The 16,466-nt window shown below is 38.5% G+C and carries 17 protein-coding genes and 2 pseudogenes; 2 read left to right on the forward strand and 17 right to left on the reverse strand.

Annotation, left to right across the window (positions count from 1 at the left end; genetic code table 11):
- Positions 1 to 503: 503 nt before the first annotated feature.
- From citG to IGI63_RS09620, 12 genes and pseudogenes are all read right to left on the reverse strand, one after another.
- On the reverse strand, positions 504 to 1,373 hold the full coding sequence (gene citG / locus IGI63_RS09565) for a triphosphoribosyl-dephospho-CoA synthase CitG (protein WP_002355991.1): 870 nt from the start codon (positions 1,371 to 1,373) through the stop codon (positions 504 to 506).
- A 6-nt stretch (positions 1,374 to 1,379) separates the two neighbouring features.
- Positions 1,380 to 2,551: pseudogene (locus tag IGI63_RS09570) on the reverse strand (NAD(P)-dependent malic enzyme).
- Positions 2,552 to 2,668: 117 nt separating this feature from the next.
- On the reverse strand, positions 2,669 to 4,066 hold the full coding sequence (locus IGI63_RS09575; RefSeq protein ID WP_002359205.1) for an oxaloacetate decarboxylase subunit alpha: 1,398 nt from the start codon (positions 4,064 to 4,066) through the stop codon (positions 2,669 to 2,671).
- Positions 4,059 to 4,595 carry a citrate lyase holo-[acyl-carrier protein] synthase gene (gene citX / locus IGI63_RS09580; RefSeq protein ID WP_002386428.1) on the reverse strand — a complete coding sequence of 179 codons (537 nt, stop codon included), beginning with the start codon at positions 4,593 to 4,595 and terminating at the stop codon, positions 4,059 to 4,061. The genes IGI63_RS09575 and citX overlap by 8 nt, the downstream gene beginning before the upstream one ends.
- On the reverse strand, positions 4,588 to 6,120 hold the full coding sequence (citF, locus tag IGI63_RS09585) for a citrate lyase subunit alpha (RefSeq protein ID WP_002355996.1): 1,533 nt from the start codon (positions 6,118 to 6,120) through the stop codon (positions 4,588 to 4,590). Before citF ends, citX begins: the two co-directional genes overlap by 8 nt.
- Positions 6,121 to 6,122: 2 nt before the next feature.
- On the reverse strand, positions 6,123 to 7,010 hold the full coding sequence (gene citE, locus IGI63_RS09590) for a citrate (pro-3S)-lyase subunit beta (RefSeq protein ID WP_002355998.1): 888 nt from the start codon (positions 7,008 to 7,010) through the stop codon (positions 6,123 to 6,125).
- A complete protein-coding gene (citD, locus tag IGI63_RS09595) occupies positions 6,998 to 7,306 on the reverse strand; it encodes a citrate lyase acyl carrier protein (RefSeq protein ID WP_002355999.1) in 309 nt (102 codons plus the stop codon). Before citD ends, citE begins: the two co-directional genes overlap by 13 nt.
- Before the next feature lie 5 nt (positions 7,307 to 7,311).
- Positions 7,312 to 8,304: a [citrate (pro-3S)-lyase] ligase gene (gene citC / locus IGI63_RS09600; protein WP_002410311.1), complete on the reverse strand. Its 993-nt coding sequence runs from the start codon at positions 8,302 to 8,304 to the stop codon at positions 7,312 to 7,314.
- 32 nt (positions 8,305 to 8,336) lie between these two features.
- Positions 8,337 to 8,471 carry an OadG-related small transporter subunit gene (locus IGI63_RS09605; RefSeq protein ID WP_002356001.1) on the reverse strand — a complete coding sequence of 45 codons (135 nt, stop codon included), beginning with the start codon at positions 8,469 to 8,471 and terminating at the stop codon, positions 8,337 to 8,339.
- 21 nt (positions 8,472 to 8,492) lie between these two features.
- The gene (locus IGI63_RS09610; protein WP_002383526.1) at positions 8,493 to 9,608 is read right to left on the reverse strand and encodes a sodium ion-translocating decarboxylase subunit beta; all 1,116 of its coding nucleotides are present in this window, start codon (positions 9,606 to 9,608) and stop codon (positions 8,493 to 8,495) included.
- A gap of 29 nt (positions 9,609 to 9,637) precedes the next feature.
- Positions 9,638 to 10,039, reverse strand: a complete 402-nt coding sequence (locus IGI63_RS09615; RefSeq protein WP_002363547.1) for an acetyl-CoA carboxylase biotin carboxyl carrier protein subunit — start codon at positions 10,037 to 10,039, stop codon at positions 9,638 to 9,640.
- Positions 10,023 to 10,385 carry a hypothetical protein gene (locus IGI63_RS09620; protein WP_202256382.1) on the reverse strand — a complete coding sequence of 121 codons (363 nt, stop codon included), beginning with the start codon at positions 10,383 to 10,385 and terminating at the stop codon, positions 10,023 to 10,025. Before IGI63_RS09620 ends, IGI63_RS09615 begins: the two co-directional genes overlap by 17 nt.
- A 404-nt stretch (positions 10,386 to 10,789) precedes the next feature.
- Between IGI63_RS09620 and IGI63_RS09625 the strand changes: the two are divergent.
- Both IGI63_RS09625 and IGI63_RS09630 read left to right on the forward strand, forming a co-directional pair.
- Positions 10,790 to 12,188: pseudogene (locus tag IGI63_RS09625) on the forward strand (CitMHS family transporter).
- A 133-nt stretch (positions 12,189 to 12,321) separates the two neighbouring features.
- Positions 12,322 to 13,017 (forward strand): GntR family transcriptional regulator, encoded by a 696-nt coding sequence (locus tag IGI63_RS09630; RefSeq protein ID WP_429975731.1) that lies wholly within the window; start codon positions 12,322 to 12,324, stop codon positions 13,015 to 13,017.
- A gap of 43 nt (positions 13,018 to 13,060) precedes the next feature.
- Here the strand turns inward: IGI63_RS09630 and IGI63_RS09635 are convergent, their stop codons facing one another.
- The 5 genes from IGI63_RS09635 to rpmH form a co-directional block, all read right to left on the reverse strand.
- Positions 13,061 to 13,783, reverse strand: a complete 723-nt coding sequence (locus tag IGI63_RS09635) for a response regulator transcription factor (RefSeq protein WP_002363545.1) — start codon at positions 13,781 to 13,783, stop codon at positions 13,061 to 13,063.
- Positions 13,784 to 14,027: 244 nt separating this feature from the next.
- Positions 14,028 to 14,804, reverse strand: a complete 777-nt coding sequence (gene jag, locus IGI63_RS09640) for an RNA-binding cell elongation regulator Jag/EloR (RefSeq protein WP_002361456.1) — start codon at positions 14,802 to 14,804, stop codon at positions 14,028 to 14,030.
- A gap of 14 nt (positions 14,805 to 14,818) precedes the next feature.
- Positions 14,819 to 15,646 carry a YidC/Oxa1 family membrane protein insertase gene (locus IGI63_RS09645; protein WP_429975732.1) on the reverse strand — a complete coding sequence of 276 codons (828 nt, stop codon included), beginning with the start codon at positions 15,644 to 15,646 and terminating at the stop codon, positions 14,819 to 14,821.
- A complete protein-coding gene (gene rnpA, locus IGI63_RS09650; RefSeq protein ID WP_002356011.1) occupies positions 15,646 to 16,002 on the reverse strand; it encodes a ribonuclease P protein component in 357 nt (118 codons plus the stop codon). The genes IGI63_RS09645 and rnpA overlap by 1 nt, the downstream gene beginning before the upstream one ends.
- A 203-nt stretch (positions 16,003 to 16,205) precedes the next feature.
- Positions 16,206 to 16,340, reverse strand: coding sequence for a 50S ribosomal protein L34 (rpmH, locus tag IGI63_RS09655; RefSeq protein WP_002356012.1), 135 nt, complete (start codon positions 16,338 to 16,340; stop codon positions 16,206 to 16,208).
- Positions 16,341 to 16,466 lie beyond the last annotated feature (126 nt).

The following is a 16,466-nucleotide window of genomic DNA, read 5'->3' on the forward strand; positions in this document are numbered from 1 at the left end:
AATTATTTTATTATAACTTATCGTTTGATAAATCGATAATTAAATAACGGAAAATTTTTTTATTTTTTTGAGAAATTCCACTATTATTTTTTCTGCTTCTTTGACTGTTTTTATCAATTTTATGGCTGTAAGTCATAAAAACTTTACATCAAAAAAATGACTCTAATCTATAACAATTTTTTCTGTTTTTAAGATTTTTTTTATGAAATTTTTTATATTAAAAAAATTTCATAAAAAAAGGCGACAGCCGTTTTTGAACGAATGCCGCCTTTTAGATAAACAAAAACCTGATTCTAAAAGAATCAGGTTTAGGAAAAGCAAATCAAGATTCGCTTCAACTGTTTATCATCGTATTTGTATACTCTGATAAGAATGATTTCGTAATAAAATATACTGTGTTTCGTGGTATTTGTCAATCGCTTTCTTGAATTCTCTTGAGACCTTTCCATAGGCATATAAGGTCAAAATAACTGACCAAATCAGCGTTGTAACTATCTTTTTAATTAAGGGGTCAGCCAATTTAATTTCATTAGTTTATCTAAAAACACCACCAAAATTAAAGCATCTGCACTGCCACCAATACTCCAATTTTTTTCTTTGAATAAGTGATTCAATCTTTCTAAACAAAGGGTTCCCCGTAACGTTTGTGTCCCCCCTAAAGCAAAATATTCCTGGATTAACGGTTGATATATTTCAAAAATTTGGACATTTTGACTTCGTTTAATCAAATTCGTATCCTCAACATAGAGCGATAAATAAAGGAGCGTATCAATGAGTTTTTGTTGTTGTGTGCCTTGATGTTTTTGATAATAAGGCACTCCCTGTTCAAAGACAGCGGGATAACCTTGTTGCGCCTCACCACGGATTCCAGTCAAGCCATGCTGAACAAATAGTCGTTCACCCCAAGTTAGTTTTTCTAGCTCATTCGTAGCGAGGTTTTCAAAGTCAGCCAATAAGTCTTGCGTCATTGTTTGAAGCGTTTGTTGAAACAATTGTAAGGTGCAAGGGGTCTCCCAAATCATTAAACGACCACAGATAGCTAAAAAAATACCTAGAGAAAAAATCGCTCCTTTATGTGTATTGATACCTTCTGTTGCCTCAAACATCGCTCGTTCTGCTTCTAAACCAACTTGTCGAATTGCGCGAAATGTTGCCTCAATCGGCAAATGACGTAGCTCTGTCCCAGCTTGAACGAAGGTTTCAAAATAAGGAGTCAAAACCACACTACTTTCTAAAAAAGTGAAAACATCCATATCTTGATGGGCGCCTGCATCGACTGGATCCACCAAGCCTGGTTTATTTAAACAGGTCACTTCATAGAGTAGTGCCAATTGTGCTTGCTGCGCTAATTTACTCCTTGCTTGCTTTGTCATTGCCTCTTACGTCCCTTCTTCTGCCGTGGTCTTTTCTTGTTTTATATAGTCTAGTACAGCATTAAAAACCGTGTCAACTACGCCGCCATCAAATACATTAGGTATGAATTTTTCTGCTGTGGGTTCTGAAATCATAGCGGCCAAGCTTCGTGCTACTGTCATTTGCAAACCGACATCGACTTTTCTGCCTTTCGCTGCCAATAACCCTTTAAAAAGACCTGGAAAAGCTAAAATGTTGTTCACTTGATTCAGATATTTGGAAGAACCAGTTGCTAATAAACGGACGCCATTGGCTTGGGCGAGGGCTGGTTCAATTTCTGGTTTAGGATTTGCTAAAGCAAAGATAATTGGGTCTTGGTTCATTGATTTAATCAGGGCTGGCGTTAGCACATCCGCTTCTGATAAGCCTAAAAAAACATCCTGATTGACGACAGCGGTGGCTAAATCTTTGTTTTCTACTGATGGTTTTATTACCTGTCGAAGCAAAGCACGTTGGTAAGGATTCAATGTCGGGTCTTCTTCTCTTAAAACACCTTGGCGATCTACTAAGGTGAGATGCGTAATCCCCGCTTGAATACATAACTTAGCGGTCGCTACACCAGAAGCACCAACTCCGTTAATCACCACACGTAATTCATTTAAAGGTTTTCCTTTAATTTTAGCTGCGTTAATTAGTCCAGCTAAAACGACAATGGCTGTGCCTTCTTGGTCATCATGATACACAGGAATGTTCAAACGTTGTTGAAGTTTTTCTTCAATTTCAAAACATTTTGGTGCAGAAATATCTTCTAAGTGGATTCCTGCAAAACTATTTTGTAAATTTTCAATTGTTTGAACCATCTCGTCAACTGATTTTTGTTCCAGTGCTAAAGGAATAGCATCGACCCCCGCCAAATTTTTATAAAGTAAAGCTTTGCCTTCAACAATTGGCAAGCCCGCTTGCGTGCCCATATTGCCGAGACCCAGAACAGCTGACCCATCTGTAATAACCGCAATTAACTTACCACTAATGGTCCACTCGCGCGCTAATTCATGATTTTGAGCAATCATTAAACTCAATTCTGCGACACCAGGTGTATACATTTTGGCTAAATCATGATGGTTTAATACCGCTTCTGTTGCTTCAAGACTTAGCACACCAATATTTTTTGATGAATTGCTAGAACTTCTTCTAACACATTGTCACTTCCTTTCACGGGCTGCCTTTTTTCTATTTGATGAAGCAAGGGTTTGAACAACCGTTATCGTCGCTCAAACCCTTGCTTCTTTATACATTTGCGGAGCACTTGCCCGTTCTATTCTGGCAAGTCAAGTTTGACTGTCACTTTCTGTAACGGTACATCGTAAAAAGGATCTTCGCGACGTCCTAAAAAGTCTTTTCCTTGTTGTGGGAACATCGCATATAATAGGACATCCTCTTCAGATTTTGCATATTGTTGGATTTCATTTTCTAAACTATGCAACTCTGGTTTCAATAAATCCGCTGGTCGACAAGTAATTACTTCTTCATCCCCAATGATTTTTTGCTTAATCTCTTCTGCGATAGGTGCTGGTGATTTGCCGTATTCTCCGCGCACATAATCTTTGATTTCATTCGGTATTAAGGAATATCTTTCCCCAGAAATCACATTCATTAAGGCTTGTGTTCCAACCATTTGTGAAAGCGGCGTAACTAGTGGTGGATACCCTAAATCCGCTCTTACTTTAGGTACTTCAGCTAAAACTTCTTCATATTTGTCTTGTAAACCTTGCTCCGTTAATTGACTTAATAAGTTTGATAACATACCACCAGGCACTTGATAAATCAATGTTTTCGGTTCCGTATCTTTAACTTTAGGGTTTAAAATGCCTTCACTTCTAAAACGATCACGAATCGGATTGAAATAGTCAGCAATCTCTGTTACTTTTTCCATATTTAAACCTGTTTCAAAGCCTAAATCTTCTAACGCAATGGCTACAGATTCTGTGGCTGGTTGACTCGTACCGCCAGCGAAAGAAGAGATAGCTGTATCGATGATATCCGCACCTGCTTCAGCAACTTTTAAATAGGTCATCTCAGAAATACCACTAGTCGCATGCGTATGCACCTCTAAAGGTAAATCAATGGCATCTTTCATTTTGCTCACTAATTCAAAACCCGTTTGTGGCGTCAAAACGCCTGCCATATCCTTAATACAAATGGAATCCGCTCCTGTTTGACTTAATTCTTTGGCTAATTTTACAAAGTAATCGATGGTATGAATTTCACTCGTAGTATAAGAAATCGCTGCTTGACAGTGTCCGCCAGCTTCTTTTGTTGTTTGAATTGCTGTTTGTAAATTACGGACATCATTCAAGGCATCGAAAATACGAATAATATCAATCCCATTTTCAACTGATTTTTCGACAAAGGCCCGCACCACATCATCAGCGTAATGACGATATCCTAGTAAATTTTGTCCTCGTAATAACATTTGAAGTTTGGTATTTTTAACTTCTTTGCGAATTTGGCGAAGACGTTCCCAAGGATCCTCGTTTAAATAGCGGACACAGGAATCAAACGTTGCCCCGCCCCACATTTCTAATGCATGAAATCCTGCCTCGTCCATTGTTTTAATAATCGGCAGCATATCTGAGGTTGGCATCCGTGTTGCAATTAAACTTTGTTGTCCATCCCGTAGCACCGTTTCTGTAAAACGAATTTTTTTACTCACTTGGCTGCTCCTTTCGTGTCAAAATTATTTCTGTTATTTTTTCTTGCATTGCTTCAAGACTGTGACGTCGATTTCGTCCACAGACTTTCGCCTCTTCTTGGCACATAAAACAGCGCCGTGGTGGCAAGCCTAAATCTCCTCGATGAAGGCTTTTTAGCTCCTCATTTCCCCATAAAACATCTAGGTCCACTAAACGACCATAAGGATGTGTTTCTTCAATTTTGACCATTCTTTGTTTTAATTCTTGTGGGGCTAACGAAACCGCCAAATAATATTCAGGCCCTGTTTTTTCATTCCGGTAAAAATTAACAATCGGTACTTGATCCAGCAATTGTTGCTCGACTTCGTCAATTACTTCTAAAAAAACAGCCGTTAAGGTGGGCGAATTTTTTACTTCTCCAGGAATATTCATTGTGGCAGATAAGAGACTAGCTTCTGGTGCTGTTTCTAACAACTCCTTCTGTGTGGCAGCTCTTTGTTCGCGAGCATCCAACATCTCTAAAAGTGTTACTTTTTCCCCATTAAACATTGCGTACCACATCAATTAGACTACCATCTCGGTATTCAATTAACGCAACAACTTTGTCTCCATATTTAATTGGTTCCGGGGTGCCAACAATGTTGTAGGCTTTGTCTTTCAACTCTTCTAACGTAAACTGAGGAACATCTAAGGTTTTAAAACAATCAATTAAGTCTGTTCTTTTTGGATTGATTGCAATGCCGACTTCTGTTACTACGACATCGACACTCGTACCTGGTGTAACGACTGTATTTACTTGCTCAACGATTGTTGGAATCCGTCCACGAACAAGTGGTGCAATCACTAGACTCATTTTACAAGCCATACTTGTATCGGAATGTCCGCCAGAAGCACCACGGATGACACCATCTGAACCAGTAATGACATTTACATTAAAATCTGTGTCCACTTCTAAAGCAGATAAAATAGCTGTGTCTAATTGATTAATAACCGCCCCTTTGCTAAGCGGTGAGGCATACATATTGGCATCAATTTCATAATGATTGGCATTTTCCCCTAAAGAAATAGCTGATGGATGATCAAAGTCTTGGACGTCAATAATTTTTTCTACTAAGCCTTCTTCCAAAAGTTCCACCATTGCATTCGTAATTCCGCCTAAAGCGAAACTTGCTTTAATGCCATCTTTAAGCATTTGTTCTCTCATGAACCGCGTAACTGCTAGTGAAGAGCCACCTGTTCCTGTTTGGAATGAGAAGCCTTCTTTGTAGTAAGGAGAATGTGTAATTATTTTTGCGGCATATTCAGCAATCAATAATTCTTTAGGATTCTTTGTAAAACGTGTCGCGCCTTTGGCAATTCCATCTGGATCACCAATTGCATCAATTTCTACCACATAATCAACATCTGTTTGTGGAATACTAATAGGGGTATTAGGATATGGTACTAATGTGTCAGTAATGATGACCACTTGATCCGCATATTTTGCATCGACCATCGCATATCCAAGAGAACCACAGGTAGCTTTTCCTTTGGTTCCATTCGCATTTCCATAAGCGTCTGAACTTGGTGCACCTAAGAAAGCTACATCAATATGGATATCACCTGCTGCTACTGCCCGTGCCCGGCCACCATGTGAACGAATCACCACAGGATTTTCCATGATACCTGCTGAAATAGCGGCGCCTACTTTATCTCTCAAACCTGAAGAAGTAATGTTGGTGACTACTCCATTTTTAATGTGTTCGATCAAAGGTTCATGAACATTTGCAATTGAACTAGGTGCAATCGAAATGTTTTTCAGCCCCATGGCGGCAATCTCGGCTAAAACTAAATTCATCACATAGTCTCCTTCACGGAAATGGTGATGGAAAGAGATGGTCATGCCATCTTTTAAACCTGTTTTTTCAATTGCTTCACGAATACTTCCTAAAAGTTTTGTCTCCCGAGGTTTCACTGGTTTAATTGCTCGGCTCGCTTCTTGATAAGCATCAATGTGTGCTAATTCTCCTTCATAAATGCCATATTGCTCTGCATAAGATTGAGGAATGTCTTTGCCTACTTTATTTACTACCATGTCTATATTTCCTCCTCGGTAATTAATTTAGCCGCCAATGCTAACGCAATGACCCGTTCAGCTCGTTCAACAATTGGTTTATCAACCATTTTTCCATTTACGGAGATAACACCGGAACCTTTTGCTTCGGCTTCCCGAATGCCCCAGATTACTTCCTTAGCATTCTGGATTTCTTTTTCTGTTGGCGCATAAATAGTATTAACTAATGGGATTTGACGAGGGTTAATCACCGATTTCCCATCGAAACCTAGCTGTTTAATCAAACGAACTTCGGCTTCAAAGCCTTCCGTATTGTCTACATCTGAATAGACCGTATCAATAGCTGCAATCCCAGCTGCTCGAGCGGCATGTAAAATCATGCTACGAGCAAAGAATAGTTCTTGGCCATCTGGATGGCGCCGTGTTTTCATATTGGTAACATAGTCTTCGGCGCCTAACGCGATGCCAATCAAGCGAGTTGAACTTTTGGCAATCGCGGGCGCATTTAGAACACCTTCAGCCGATTCGATAGCAGCCATCATTTTCGTTGTTCCTACGGGAATGTCATTTTGCTGTTCTACTTCTGTAATGACGGCCTCGACATCAATGATATCTTGGGCTGTTTCTGTTTTTGGTAAACGAATCACATCGACACCAGCTAAGACCATTGCTTCAATATCTTCTGCGCCACCGGCATCTAAAGCATTGATCCGAACAACAATTTCAATATTGCCATAATCGAAAGTTTTCAAAGCAGAATGGACTAAAACACGGGCAGAGTCTTTTTCTTTTAATGAAACTGCATCTTCTAAATCAAACATGATTGAATCTGCCCCATACAAAGGTGCATCTCTTAGCATTGCTGCGTTCGCTCCAGGGACAAACATCATTGTTCTTCTTAAACGTTCCATGAGTCCAACTCCTTCCAATCATACGTTTCTTTTTCAGCGCCTCGATGTAAAACTGTAATCATCCGAGCTTTGATTGTACAATCTAATGCCCCTTTATCAATCGCCTTGACCGCAACGCCTTGGACATCTAAATGTTCCAAAGTTGTCGTAATCACCTGACGAATTTGATTGCCAAATTGTTTTTCGACACTACTTTCTAATTCAATGGTATTTTCTGTTGATTCAATGGGTTGGACGGTAATCATAATATCACTTGATTCTACTGTCCCTGCAGTAGCATTTTTGATAATCTTCACTTTCTTCACCTCATTAGTTTCTTGTGTTCTACTAAGTATTGATAACTTGTTGCTGGTAAAAACTTCTTGAGTGTCTCTTTGTCGCCTTCAGCCATCGCTTTGCGAACTTTCGTCGCACTAATCAGCTCTCCATCACTCGCTAATCGCGGGACAATGGTTAGCGTTATCGTTTGTCCGAAAACTTGTTGCATTGCTTGATTGTAGACATCGGTCACTTCTGAATAAGGCTCTTCTCCCACATAACGTTGTTGAATTTCAAGTATTGGCGCAATTCTTTCTTTAAATAACGTTGCATCAAGCGTTGCTTGAATTGCAGCTACCTCTAATGGCGCTTTTTCTTTCAAAAAATAGGTAGGAAAAGTCGCAGACGAAACTAAGTAATCTTCTGTAGATAGGACTGTCACATTGGGTAAATGGGCGACCCCTTTTTGCACCATTGCGAAACGTGCTTCTTTTGAAAACAGCGATTTATCTTCAGCTAAAACAAACACATAAACGTGCGGACTTTCTTTGGCTGCTTTTTCGACTAAGTACTGATGGCCTTTCGTAAAAGGATTTGCATTCATGACAATGCTACTGGCTGGCCCTGCTTTTTTATGCTGTGTCAGGTAACCAAGATAATCGGCAAAATCTGGTTTGCCTTGCTCCATAAATAGCACCTCTTGATTCGCAACCACTTTTTGAAAGCCTAGCGACTGAAAAATTTGTTCATTTTTTGGTTTTGTATACAAAAAACTGTGTAATTGGTTTTCTTCTCTCAGTTTTTCAAGTAGATGAACCACCAATTGGGTTAACAAATTTTCAGATTGATATTTTTTACAAACGGCCACGCACTTAATCGTTTTGCCTGAAAGCGAGCCAGAGGCGATTAATGCTGTGTCATCATATATGCCAACGGTGTAATCAAGTGCTTCTGTCGTTTGCAATTCGGCTTTTTCCATTAATTCGCGCCAAGCTTGATAAGCTTTTTTATCTTTTTGCAACCAGATTCTTTTCATTGTATATACGCTGCTCACAGCAATAACCTCCTTTATTTTTTAATTGGAAATAATTTTGTTAGTAATTTAGATGCTAGATAAATGATAAATAAAACAACGAAAACGCCGCCCCAACCAAAACCTAACAGTTCAAAAGCAATTTTTAAATCTTCCATGTTAACAGACATGTATTCGTTCTCCTTTCCGTCCTATGTTAAAAAGGCTAATAGTAAGCCACCAGCAATTACAGAAGCGATTTGTCCTGAAACGTTGGCACCAGCAGCATGCATTAAAATAAAGTTTTGTGGGTCTTCATCTGTAGCCATTTTTTGAATGACCCGACTAGACATTGGGAAAGCGGAAATACCCGCAGCACCAATCATGGGATTGATTTTTTCTTTTCTAAATAAATTCAAGAATTTAGCAAAAAGCACGCCGCCGACTGAGTCCATAATAAAGGCGACTAACCCTAAGCCAATAACCATCAATGTATCGACTTTTAAGAACTCTGCATAGTTCATGCTAACGGAAATTGATAGTCCTAGCAAGATACTAATAATATTTACCAATTCATTTTGAGCTGTAATGGATAAACGATCCAAAACGCCACATTCTCTTAATAAGTTCCCAAACATTAAGAAACCAACTAATGGTAATGACACCGGCGCAATTAAACCTGCGACAATCGTAATAACAACCGGGAAAAGAATTTTCGCTGTTTGAGAAACTTCACCGGCCCGATAAGTCATACGGATCCGACGTTCGGCTTTCGTCGTCACTGCTTTAATCGCTACTGGTTGAATAATCGGAACTAACGCCATGTAGGAGTAAGCGGCAACCATTATGGCCCCCATGTATTTTGAATGTAAGGTATTTGCTACGAAAATAGACGTTGGGCCATCAGCGGCACCAATAATCCCAATCGAAGCAGCATCGTTTAAATCAAAACCTAATAAAACAGCCATAATAACTGTAAAGAAAATCCCAAACTGTGCAGCGGCACCAAACATCAACATAAACGGATTTTGTAACAATGGCCCGAAATCAATCATTGCCCCAATCCCAATAAATAATAATAACGGGAATAATTCTGTTTTTATTCCAAAATCAAAAAGAACATTAAACGGACCTGGCTCGCCGCCAGCGCTCAATACGCCGGAATTAGGAAAGTTCACTAAAATCGTTCCTAAACCCATCGGCACTAAAAGTGTTGGTTCATACTCTTTTTTTATTCCTAAATACATTAATAGTCCACCAATCAGCATCATCACAATGCGTCCTGGTTCTTGGCCCATTCCTATAACACCTTGAATCAGTGTCTCCACACAAATCACTTCCTCTTCTTAAATTAATTCTAGTTAATTGTTATTAATGGTTCCCCTGGATTCACAATTTGGCCTTGGGTAACATGAATTCCTGTTACCGTACCTGCTTTTCCTGCAACGATTTCATTTTCCATCTTCATTGCTTCTAAAATTAACAATGGTTGGTTCTCAGACACCGTATCACCAACATTGACTAATACTTTTAACACAGTTCCTGGCATTGGCGCAGGCATTGCATCTGCTCCTGCTGGGGCGGCTGGCTGTGCTGCTGGCGCTGGGGCTTCTTCAACAGCAGGGGCTGGTGTTTCTGTCGTAGCAACTGGCGCTGTTGGTTGTGGCGCAACAGGTGCTGGTTGTGGGACGCCACCGATTTCTTCCATCTCGACTAAATATTCTTTCCCATCAATTGAAATTTTAAATTTGCGTAACATAATGATCCTCCTCAAGGTTTTGTTTTGAAATTCTTTTGACAACTAGCTGAGACTCTTCTGAAAGCTCTGCAGCTATACTGGCTGCAATAATGGCAACTTCTTTTGCTTCTGGATTTCGTTTTGCGATTTTTTTGATAACAAAACGACTTTCTGGAAACTCTCCTGCTGCGATGGCAGTGGCCACAATACTTACCAATTGATATTCTTTTGGCTCAGCAGGTATATATGCTGGTATATCTATCCATCGCTTTTCCAAGTTATCCGCTTCACGATGGATAACGCTTTCATTAATCTCGGTATCCTGCGTGTGTTGCTCTTTCTTGAATAAGGACTTAAATAGGCCCATATTGTCTCTCCTTTCACTAATTCTTGGTATACGTCCATTATAGAAAAAACCGTTAAAAAACCTAGTGAAAACACTAGCTCAGATTGTTCTTTTATTGTTTATTTTGTGAAAAAAACTCTGTAAACATTGGTATATAAGCATTTATCATCCGTTAAGATTCTATTAATATTATATTAAGTTATTAATAAGAATTTGATTGTTGAATTGTTTTTTTGATGTTCTTTTTGTTTTAGGCTATTTATTCTCTGCGAAAGTTTGTATATTCTCACACTATAGACAAACACAAAAAATATTTTTTGTTGTAAACCAGAATACTGTGAAACATTTCTCATGGCTATTCTTTTTTATTAACACCGGTTGTTAACGCTTACAAAAAAGTTCTAAAAAAAGAAAGGAAGAAAAACATGTTACTCACTATTTTAGCTTATGGTATGATTATCATCTTTATGTATGTAATCATGAAAAAGAAATTGTCACCGTTTACATCTTTAGTAATTATTCCTCTTATTTTTACTTTGATTGCAATTGCAACGGGAGTAGCGAGTCCGCCACCTGGTGCTGACGGTGTCGTCCCTGAAGTCAACATTGGGAATTTCGTCTTAGATGGGATTTCAACTACTTCAAAAACTGGTATTATGTTATTATTTGCCATTCTTTACTTCTCTATTATGTTGGATGCTGGCTTGTTTGACCCAATCACTAAAAAAATGATTTACTTTGCTAAAGGCGATCCAATGAAAGTCTTGATGGCTACTGCGGTAGTTGCTGCTGCTGTTTCCTTAAACGGAGATGGAACAACCACGACCTTGATTTGCTGTTCTGCGTTTATTCCCATCTACAAAAAACTTAATATGAAATTGATGAATTTAGGTGTGCTTGTTATCTTACAAAACACCATTATGAACTTATTACCTTGGGGGCGGTCCAACAGCTCGTGCCATGGCCGTACTAGAAGTTGATGCCGACATTCTTTCTTATTTAGCACCTGGTATGATTTTATCTGTATTGTATGTTATCTTCTTTGTTGCTTATCGCATGGGGAAAAAAGAACGTGCTCGCTTAGGCGTGACAACGCTTACTGATAAAGAATTGGAAGAAATGACTATTGTTAACGATCCTGAGTTATTAGAAATTCGTCGTCCAAAGAATTTTGCGTTCAATGGTATTTTAACGATTGTCTTAATCGGTTGGTTAGTCCTAAGTTCATTCGTTGGTCAATTAGGTTTGCCTTCGTGGATTGAAATGCCACCGTTATTATTATTCCTAGTTGGTACTTGTATCGCTTTAATGATCAACTATCCAAAATTAAAAGATCAAAGCAGCCGCATCAGTGCAAATGCTGGTGACGCTGTGCAAGTAGTTATCTTAGTTTTTGCTGCTGGCGTCTTCATGGGCTTATTCCAAGGTTCTGGTATGGCCAATGCCTTAGCAAATAGCTTTGTTAATATTATTCCAAAACAATTAGCCGGCGCTTGGGGCTTAGTGATTGCGTTCATTTCAGCACCAGGAACATTCTTTATTTCAAACGATGGTTTCTATTTCGGTGTCTTACCAGTCCTAGCAGAAGCTGGACGTTCTTATGGATTTGACAATATGTCTATGGCTTTAGCTTCCTTAATGGGGCAAGCGTTCCACTTATTAAGTCCATTAGTGGCATTTATTTACTTGCTATTACGTTTAACTGGTTTAGATATAGGTCAATGGCAAAAAGAATCGGCAAAATATGCCTTAGGAATTTTCGTTATTTTCGTTGTTACAATTGTTGCTTTAGGTCACATGCCTTTATTTATTCCACAAAATTAAACGTCGTCGCTGAAACCGTAGGAGTGCCTTTTCTCCTCGGTTTTCTTTTCATTTTGTCTTTTCTTGCGTTATATTTTCATTTTTAATATTATATTTATTATCTATAAAAATAATCTATAGGGAGGTGCCTCATATGAATCCAACGGTTGAAGCAGTAAAACGGAACTTAGATTTAACCAGCAGTAAACCTCTAAAAATTTGTACCTACGAAGCCTTTAAAAAAACCATTATTTTAGGGAATATTCCTGCGGGTGAACGGATTAACGAAAAAGAATTTTCCGAGCAATTAAACATTAGTCGGACGCCCATTCGCTTTGCTTTACAAGAATTGGTCAAAGAACAATTGGTGGAAAATATACCTATAGTGGGTATCGTGGTTAAAGGGATTAGTATGAAAGATGCTTATGAAATTTATGATATTCGTAAATCTTTGGACACTTTAGCAACCATTAAAGCCATGGAACTCATGACACCAGAAGATTTTGATGAATTGGAAGCCTTACTTCTCGAAGGAGAACAATACAATAAAAATAACCAAGTAGATGACTTACTACAGAACTTTTCAGATTTTAATTCCTTTATTTATACTAAGAGTCAGATGCTACGTTTAAAAAAAATTGTGACTGATCTCCATGCTTACTTAATCTATTTCAGAGATATTGCGATTCGTGCCTCAGAACGTCGTAGTATTGCCCTAGAAGAACATTGGTTAATTTTCCGCGGAATGAAAACAAAGAATATTGACCAGATCACACTTTTAACCCATGAACATCTAAATCGTTCGCTTCAATTTATTTTGAAAGAAATGGAACGTCGGCAAATTGAATAAGCAAAAAAGACCCGCAGTCGCTCGTGCAACTGCGGGCCTTTTTTCATTTTTTTTGTACGCAACCATCTGGCGTAAAGGTATAACCAATGCCCCAAACGGTCCGAAGGTAACAAGGTTCTTTCGGGTTTTCTTCTAATTTACTTCGTAAACGATTAATAAAAACCATAATCGTATTCGCATCGACATCCCCAGTACCCCAAACACTGCTGTAAATTTGTTCTTTAGAGAATACTTGCTCGGGATTCTCCAGAAAAAATTGAATTAATTGAACTTCTTTCGAAGACAATGAAATAGGTAAATCCTTTTTAAATAGTTGATAACGACCATAATCAAAACGGAAATCGCCTACCTGTAGCTCTTCTTTTTTATAAACATTCAATTGTTTTCGAATCATTCGAGCTCGATTCAACGAAGCAATCACCTGAGCCTTAAAAACATTCAAGGAAAAAGGTTTCGTTATATAACTATCCACGCCCATTTCCAAGGCTGCAATGATATCCTCTTCTTCTTTTTTGCTACTAAAAAAGATAATTGGCACCAGTGGATATTTCTCTCTAATCATTTGGACTAAGTAGTAACCATCGCTGTCATGTTCCAAGTTATCATCTAAAATGAACAAATCAAAGGTAACTCTGGACACAATATCTTTTGTTTTTTCAATTGATTCACTTTGGTAAATAAGAATACCTGTTGATTGTAATGCTTTCCAAATCAAGCGACGAACTGCTGCATCATCATCTACAACCAGTATTTTCTCCGTACGCATACCTGTTGCTCCCCCTACGTCTCTTTACAAAACTTTTTCATTTGAATTTACTACTGGAGTAATTACTGATTATCATAACATAAAAAAAGAAACGGAGACGGCTAAAAAATCATTTAACTGGGAAAGAGCCTGGAACAGAACCAACTCCTTCGGAAATAAGCCGAAATTCTCCAAAAATTAAAAAGCAATTTTCGGAAATTCCTTCTTATTTCTCGGAGCTAAACGGTTCCGTCCCGACCTCTGTTTAAAAATACTTCTTAACTGGTTCAACCACTAAATACCGATAAGGTTCATCCCCTTCAGAATGGGTTTTGATTTGCTCATCTTTACTTAGCGTGTGATGAATTTGTTTTCTTTCAAAAGCCGGCATTGGTTCCAAGAAGACTGGCCGCCCAGTGCGTTTGGCTTTTTCCGCGGTGCGTTTCGCTAAACGTTCCAAAATTTCATGACGTTTTTCACGATAATTTCCGACATTTACAACAATCGATAGCTTATTGCTTGCAATGCGGTGAATAAAGACTTGCGCTAAATACTGTAACGCATTTAACACTTTTCCGTGTTTTCCAATCAAGATGCCTTGTTTTTCTGTTTCTAAATGGAAGATAATATTGCCATTCTCGCGCGCTATGCGAACCATGGCAGGGGCGTTCAGTTCATTTGAAATATTCGTTAAATACATCGCTAATTCAGTAATAGCAGCTTCGTCTTCCAGATTTTCTAAAGAATGTGTTGATTCCTCTGAGAGACTAGGAATTGCTTCGGTTAATTCCTCAACTGCTTCTTCCACTGCTGTTGCTTCATCGGCAACAACAATATCTTCCACTGTTTCTTCGACCGCTTCTGTGACTTGCTCACTAATCGTTGGTTCCATTGAAATTTGGGCAAGTTTTTTTCCTAGACCTAAAAATCCTTTTTTTCCTTCGTCTAACACATCAATTGTAACATCCTCTTTGGTTAAACCAAGTGCTTGTAAGCCTTTCTGCGTTGCTTCTTCGATTGTATTTCCTTCATAAATCGGCATCTGAACGACCTCCTTTATTTTTTCTTCCCTTTTTTCTTAGGACTTTTTGCTCGTTCAAGCGCTCGCTCCCGTGCTTTGGCTTGACGTGCTGCTTCCTCCCGCTCTTTACGGATTTTGAATGGATTGTTTAATAACAATGTTTGCCCTGTTTGGAAGGCATTTGAGACCACCCAGTAAAGAGGTAAACTACTGGCTAATGAAATCCCCATAAAGAAGATCATCGCTGGCATAACGTAATTCATAATTTTCAGTGAGGCATTTGTTTCTAGTTGGCTCATACTTGAAAGATACGTACTAGCAAACGTAAAGACAGCTGCTAAAATCGGTAAAATTAAATACGGATCCGGCTTATCGAGGCTTAACCACAAGAACGTTCCTTCTTTTAACTCAGGCACGCGTGAAATGGCTTGATACAAAGCCATCATGATTGGTAGTTGAACCAACAGTGGTAAACAGCCAATGTAAGGATTCACATTATTCTCTGCATACAAACGTTGCTGTTCTTCTCGGAATAAGCGTTGTGTTTCAGGATCTTTTGAAGAATATTTTTGTTGCAAGGCCTTTAATTGCGGTTGCAACTCTTGTGTTTTACGCATACTCTTCGTTTGGAAATGCATCAACGGCAATAAAATAATCCGGATGACTAACGTAAATAGGATAATCCCAATTCCGACACTGCCGCCTAATGATAGGAACTTAATCGCTTGGGCAAAATAATAAACAATGTATCGATCCCAAATTCCTGTACTACTTTCACTTACGGGCGCGGTTCCGCAGGCGGATAAAACAAAGACTAAGGTCACTAACCCAGCCATTAATAATAAGCGCTTATACTTCTTCACTACTCAATTCCCTCTCTTACATCTAATATTTTAGCTAAATTTAACACATGTGTTAAATTAGCTTTCACTTCTTCAGACGATAACTTTTCCAATCCTGGACGTGCAATCACGATAAAATCAATTTCTGGAGAGATACGGTCTTTTAATTGAAATAAACTCGCGCGGATTTTCCGCTTCACAGCATTTCTTGTGACCGCGTTTCCAATTTTCTTCCCAACAGAAATCCCCACTCGAAAATGGGCTTGTTGTGGTTTCTCTAAAACGTACACTACGAAACGACGATTTGCACAAGATTGTTTTTTATTAAACACCTGTTGAAATTCTTTTTCTTTCTTGACACGGTAGGACTTTTTCATCGGCATCCCTTTGTTTCTATATTTTTTTACTTCTTAATAATAATAGCATATTTCCGCTCTTTTTTAGTAGCCTTTTCTATAGAATCCTGCTTTCTTTTATTGAAAACAGAAAAAGAACCCTTAGTTATCTTCACATCTTCCAAAAAATTATGGAGATAACTAAGGGTTCTTAGAAATTGACTGTTTAAAAGACCAGACCATCATTAAGCAGAAATAACTTTTCTACCTTTACGACGACGGCTTGCTAATACGCGACGGCCATTTTTAGTGCTCATACGTTTACGGAATCCGTGAACTTTTTGGCGTTTACGTTTGTTTGGTTGATACGTTCTTTTCATGCAATTACACCTCCTGAAATTGTAACTATCCATCAATATATAGACATACTTTGATAGTATAACGAGTAATAGGGTCTTTTGTCAATAAAATTTAAGAAATATTTCCTGAGAAAGATTCGTTTCAAT

The sequence above is a fragment of the Enterococcus sp. DIV0086 genome (assembly GCF_050498705.1).
GTDB lineage: Bacteria > Bacillota > Bacilli > Lactobacillales > Enterococcaceae > Enterococcus > Enterococcus faecalis.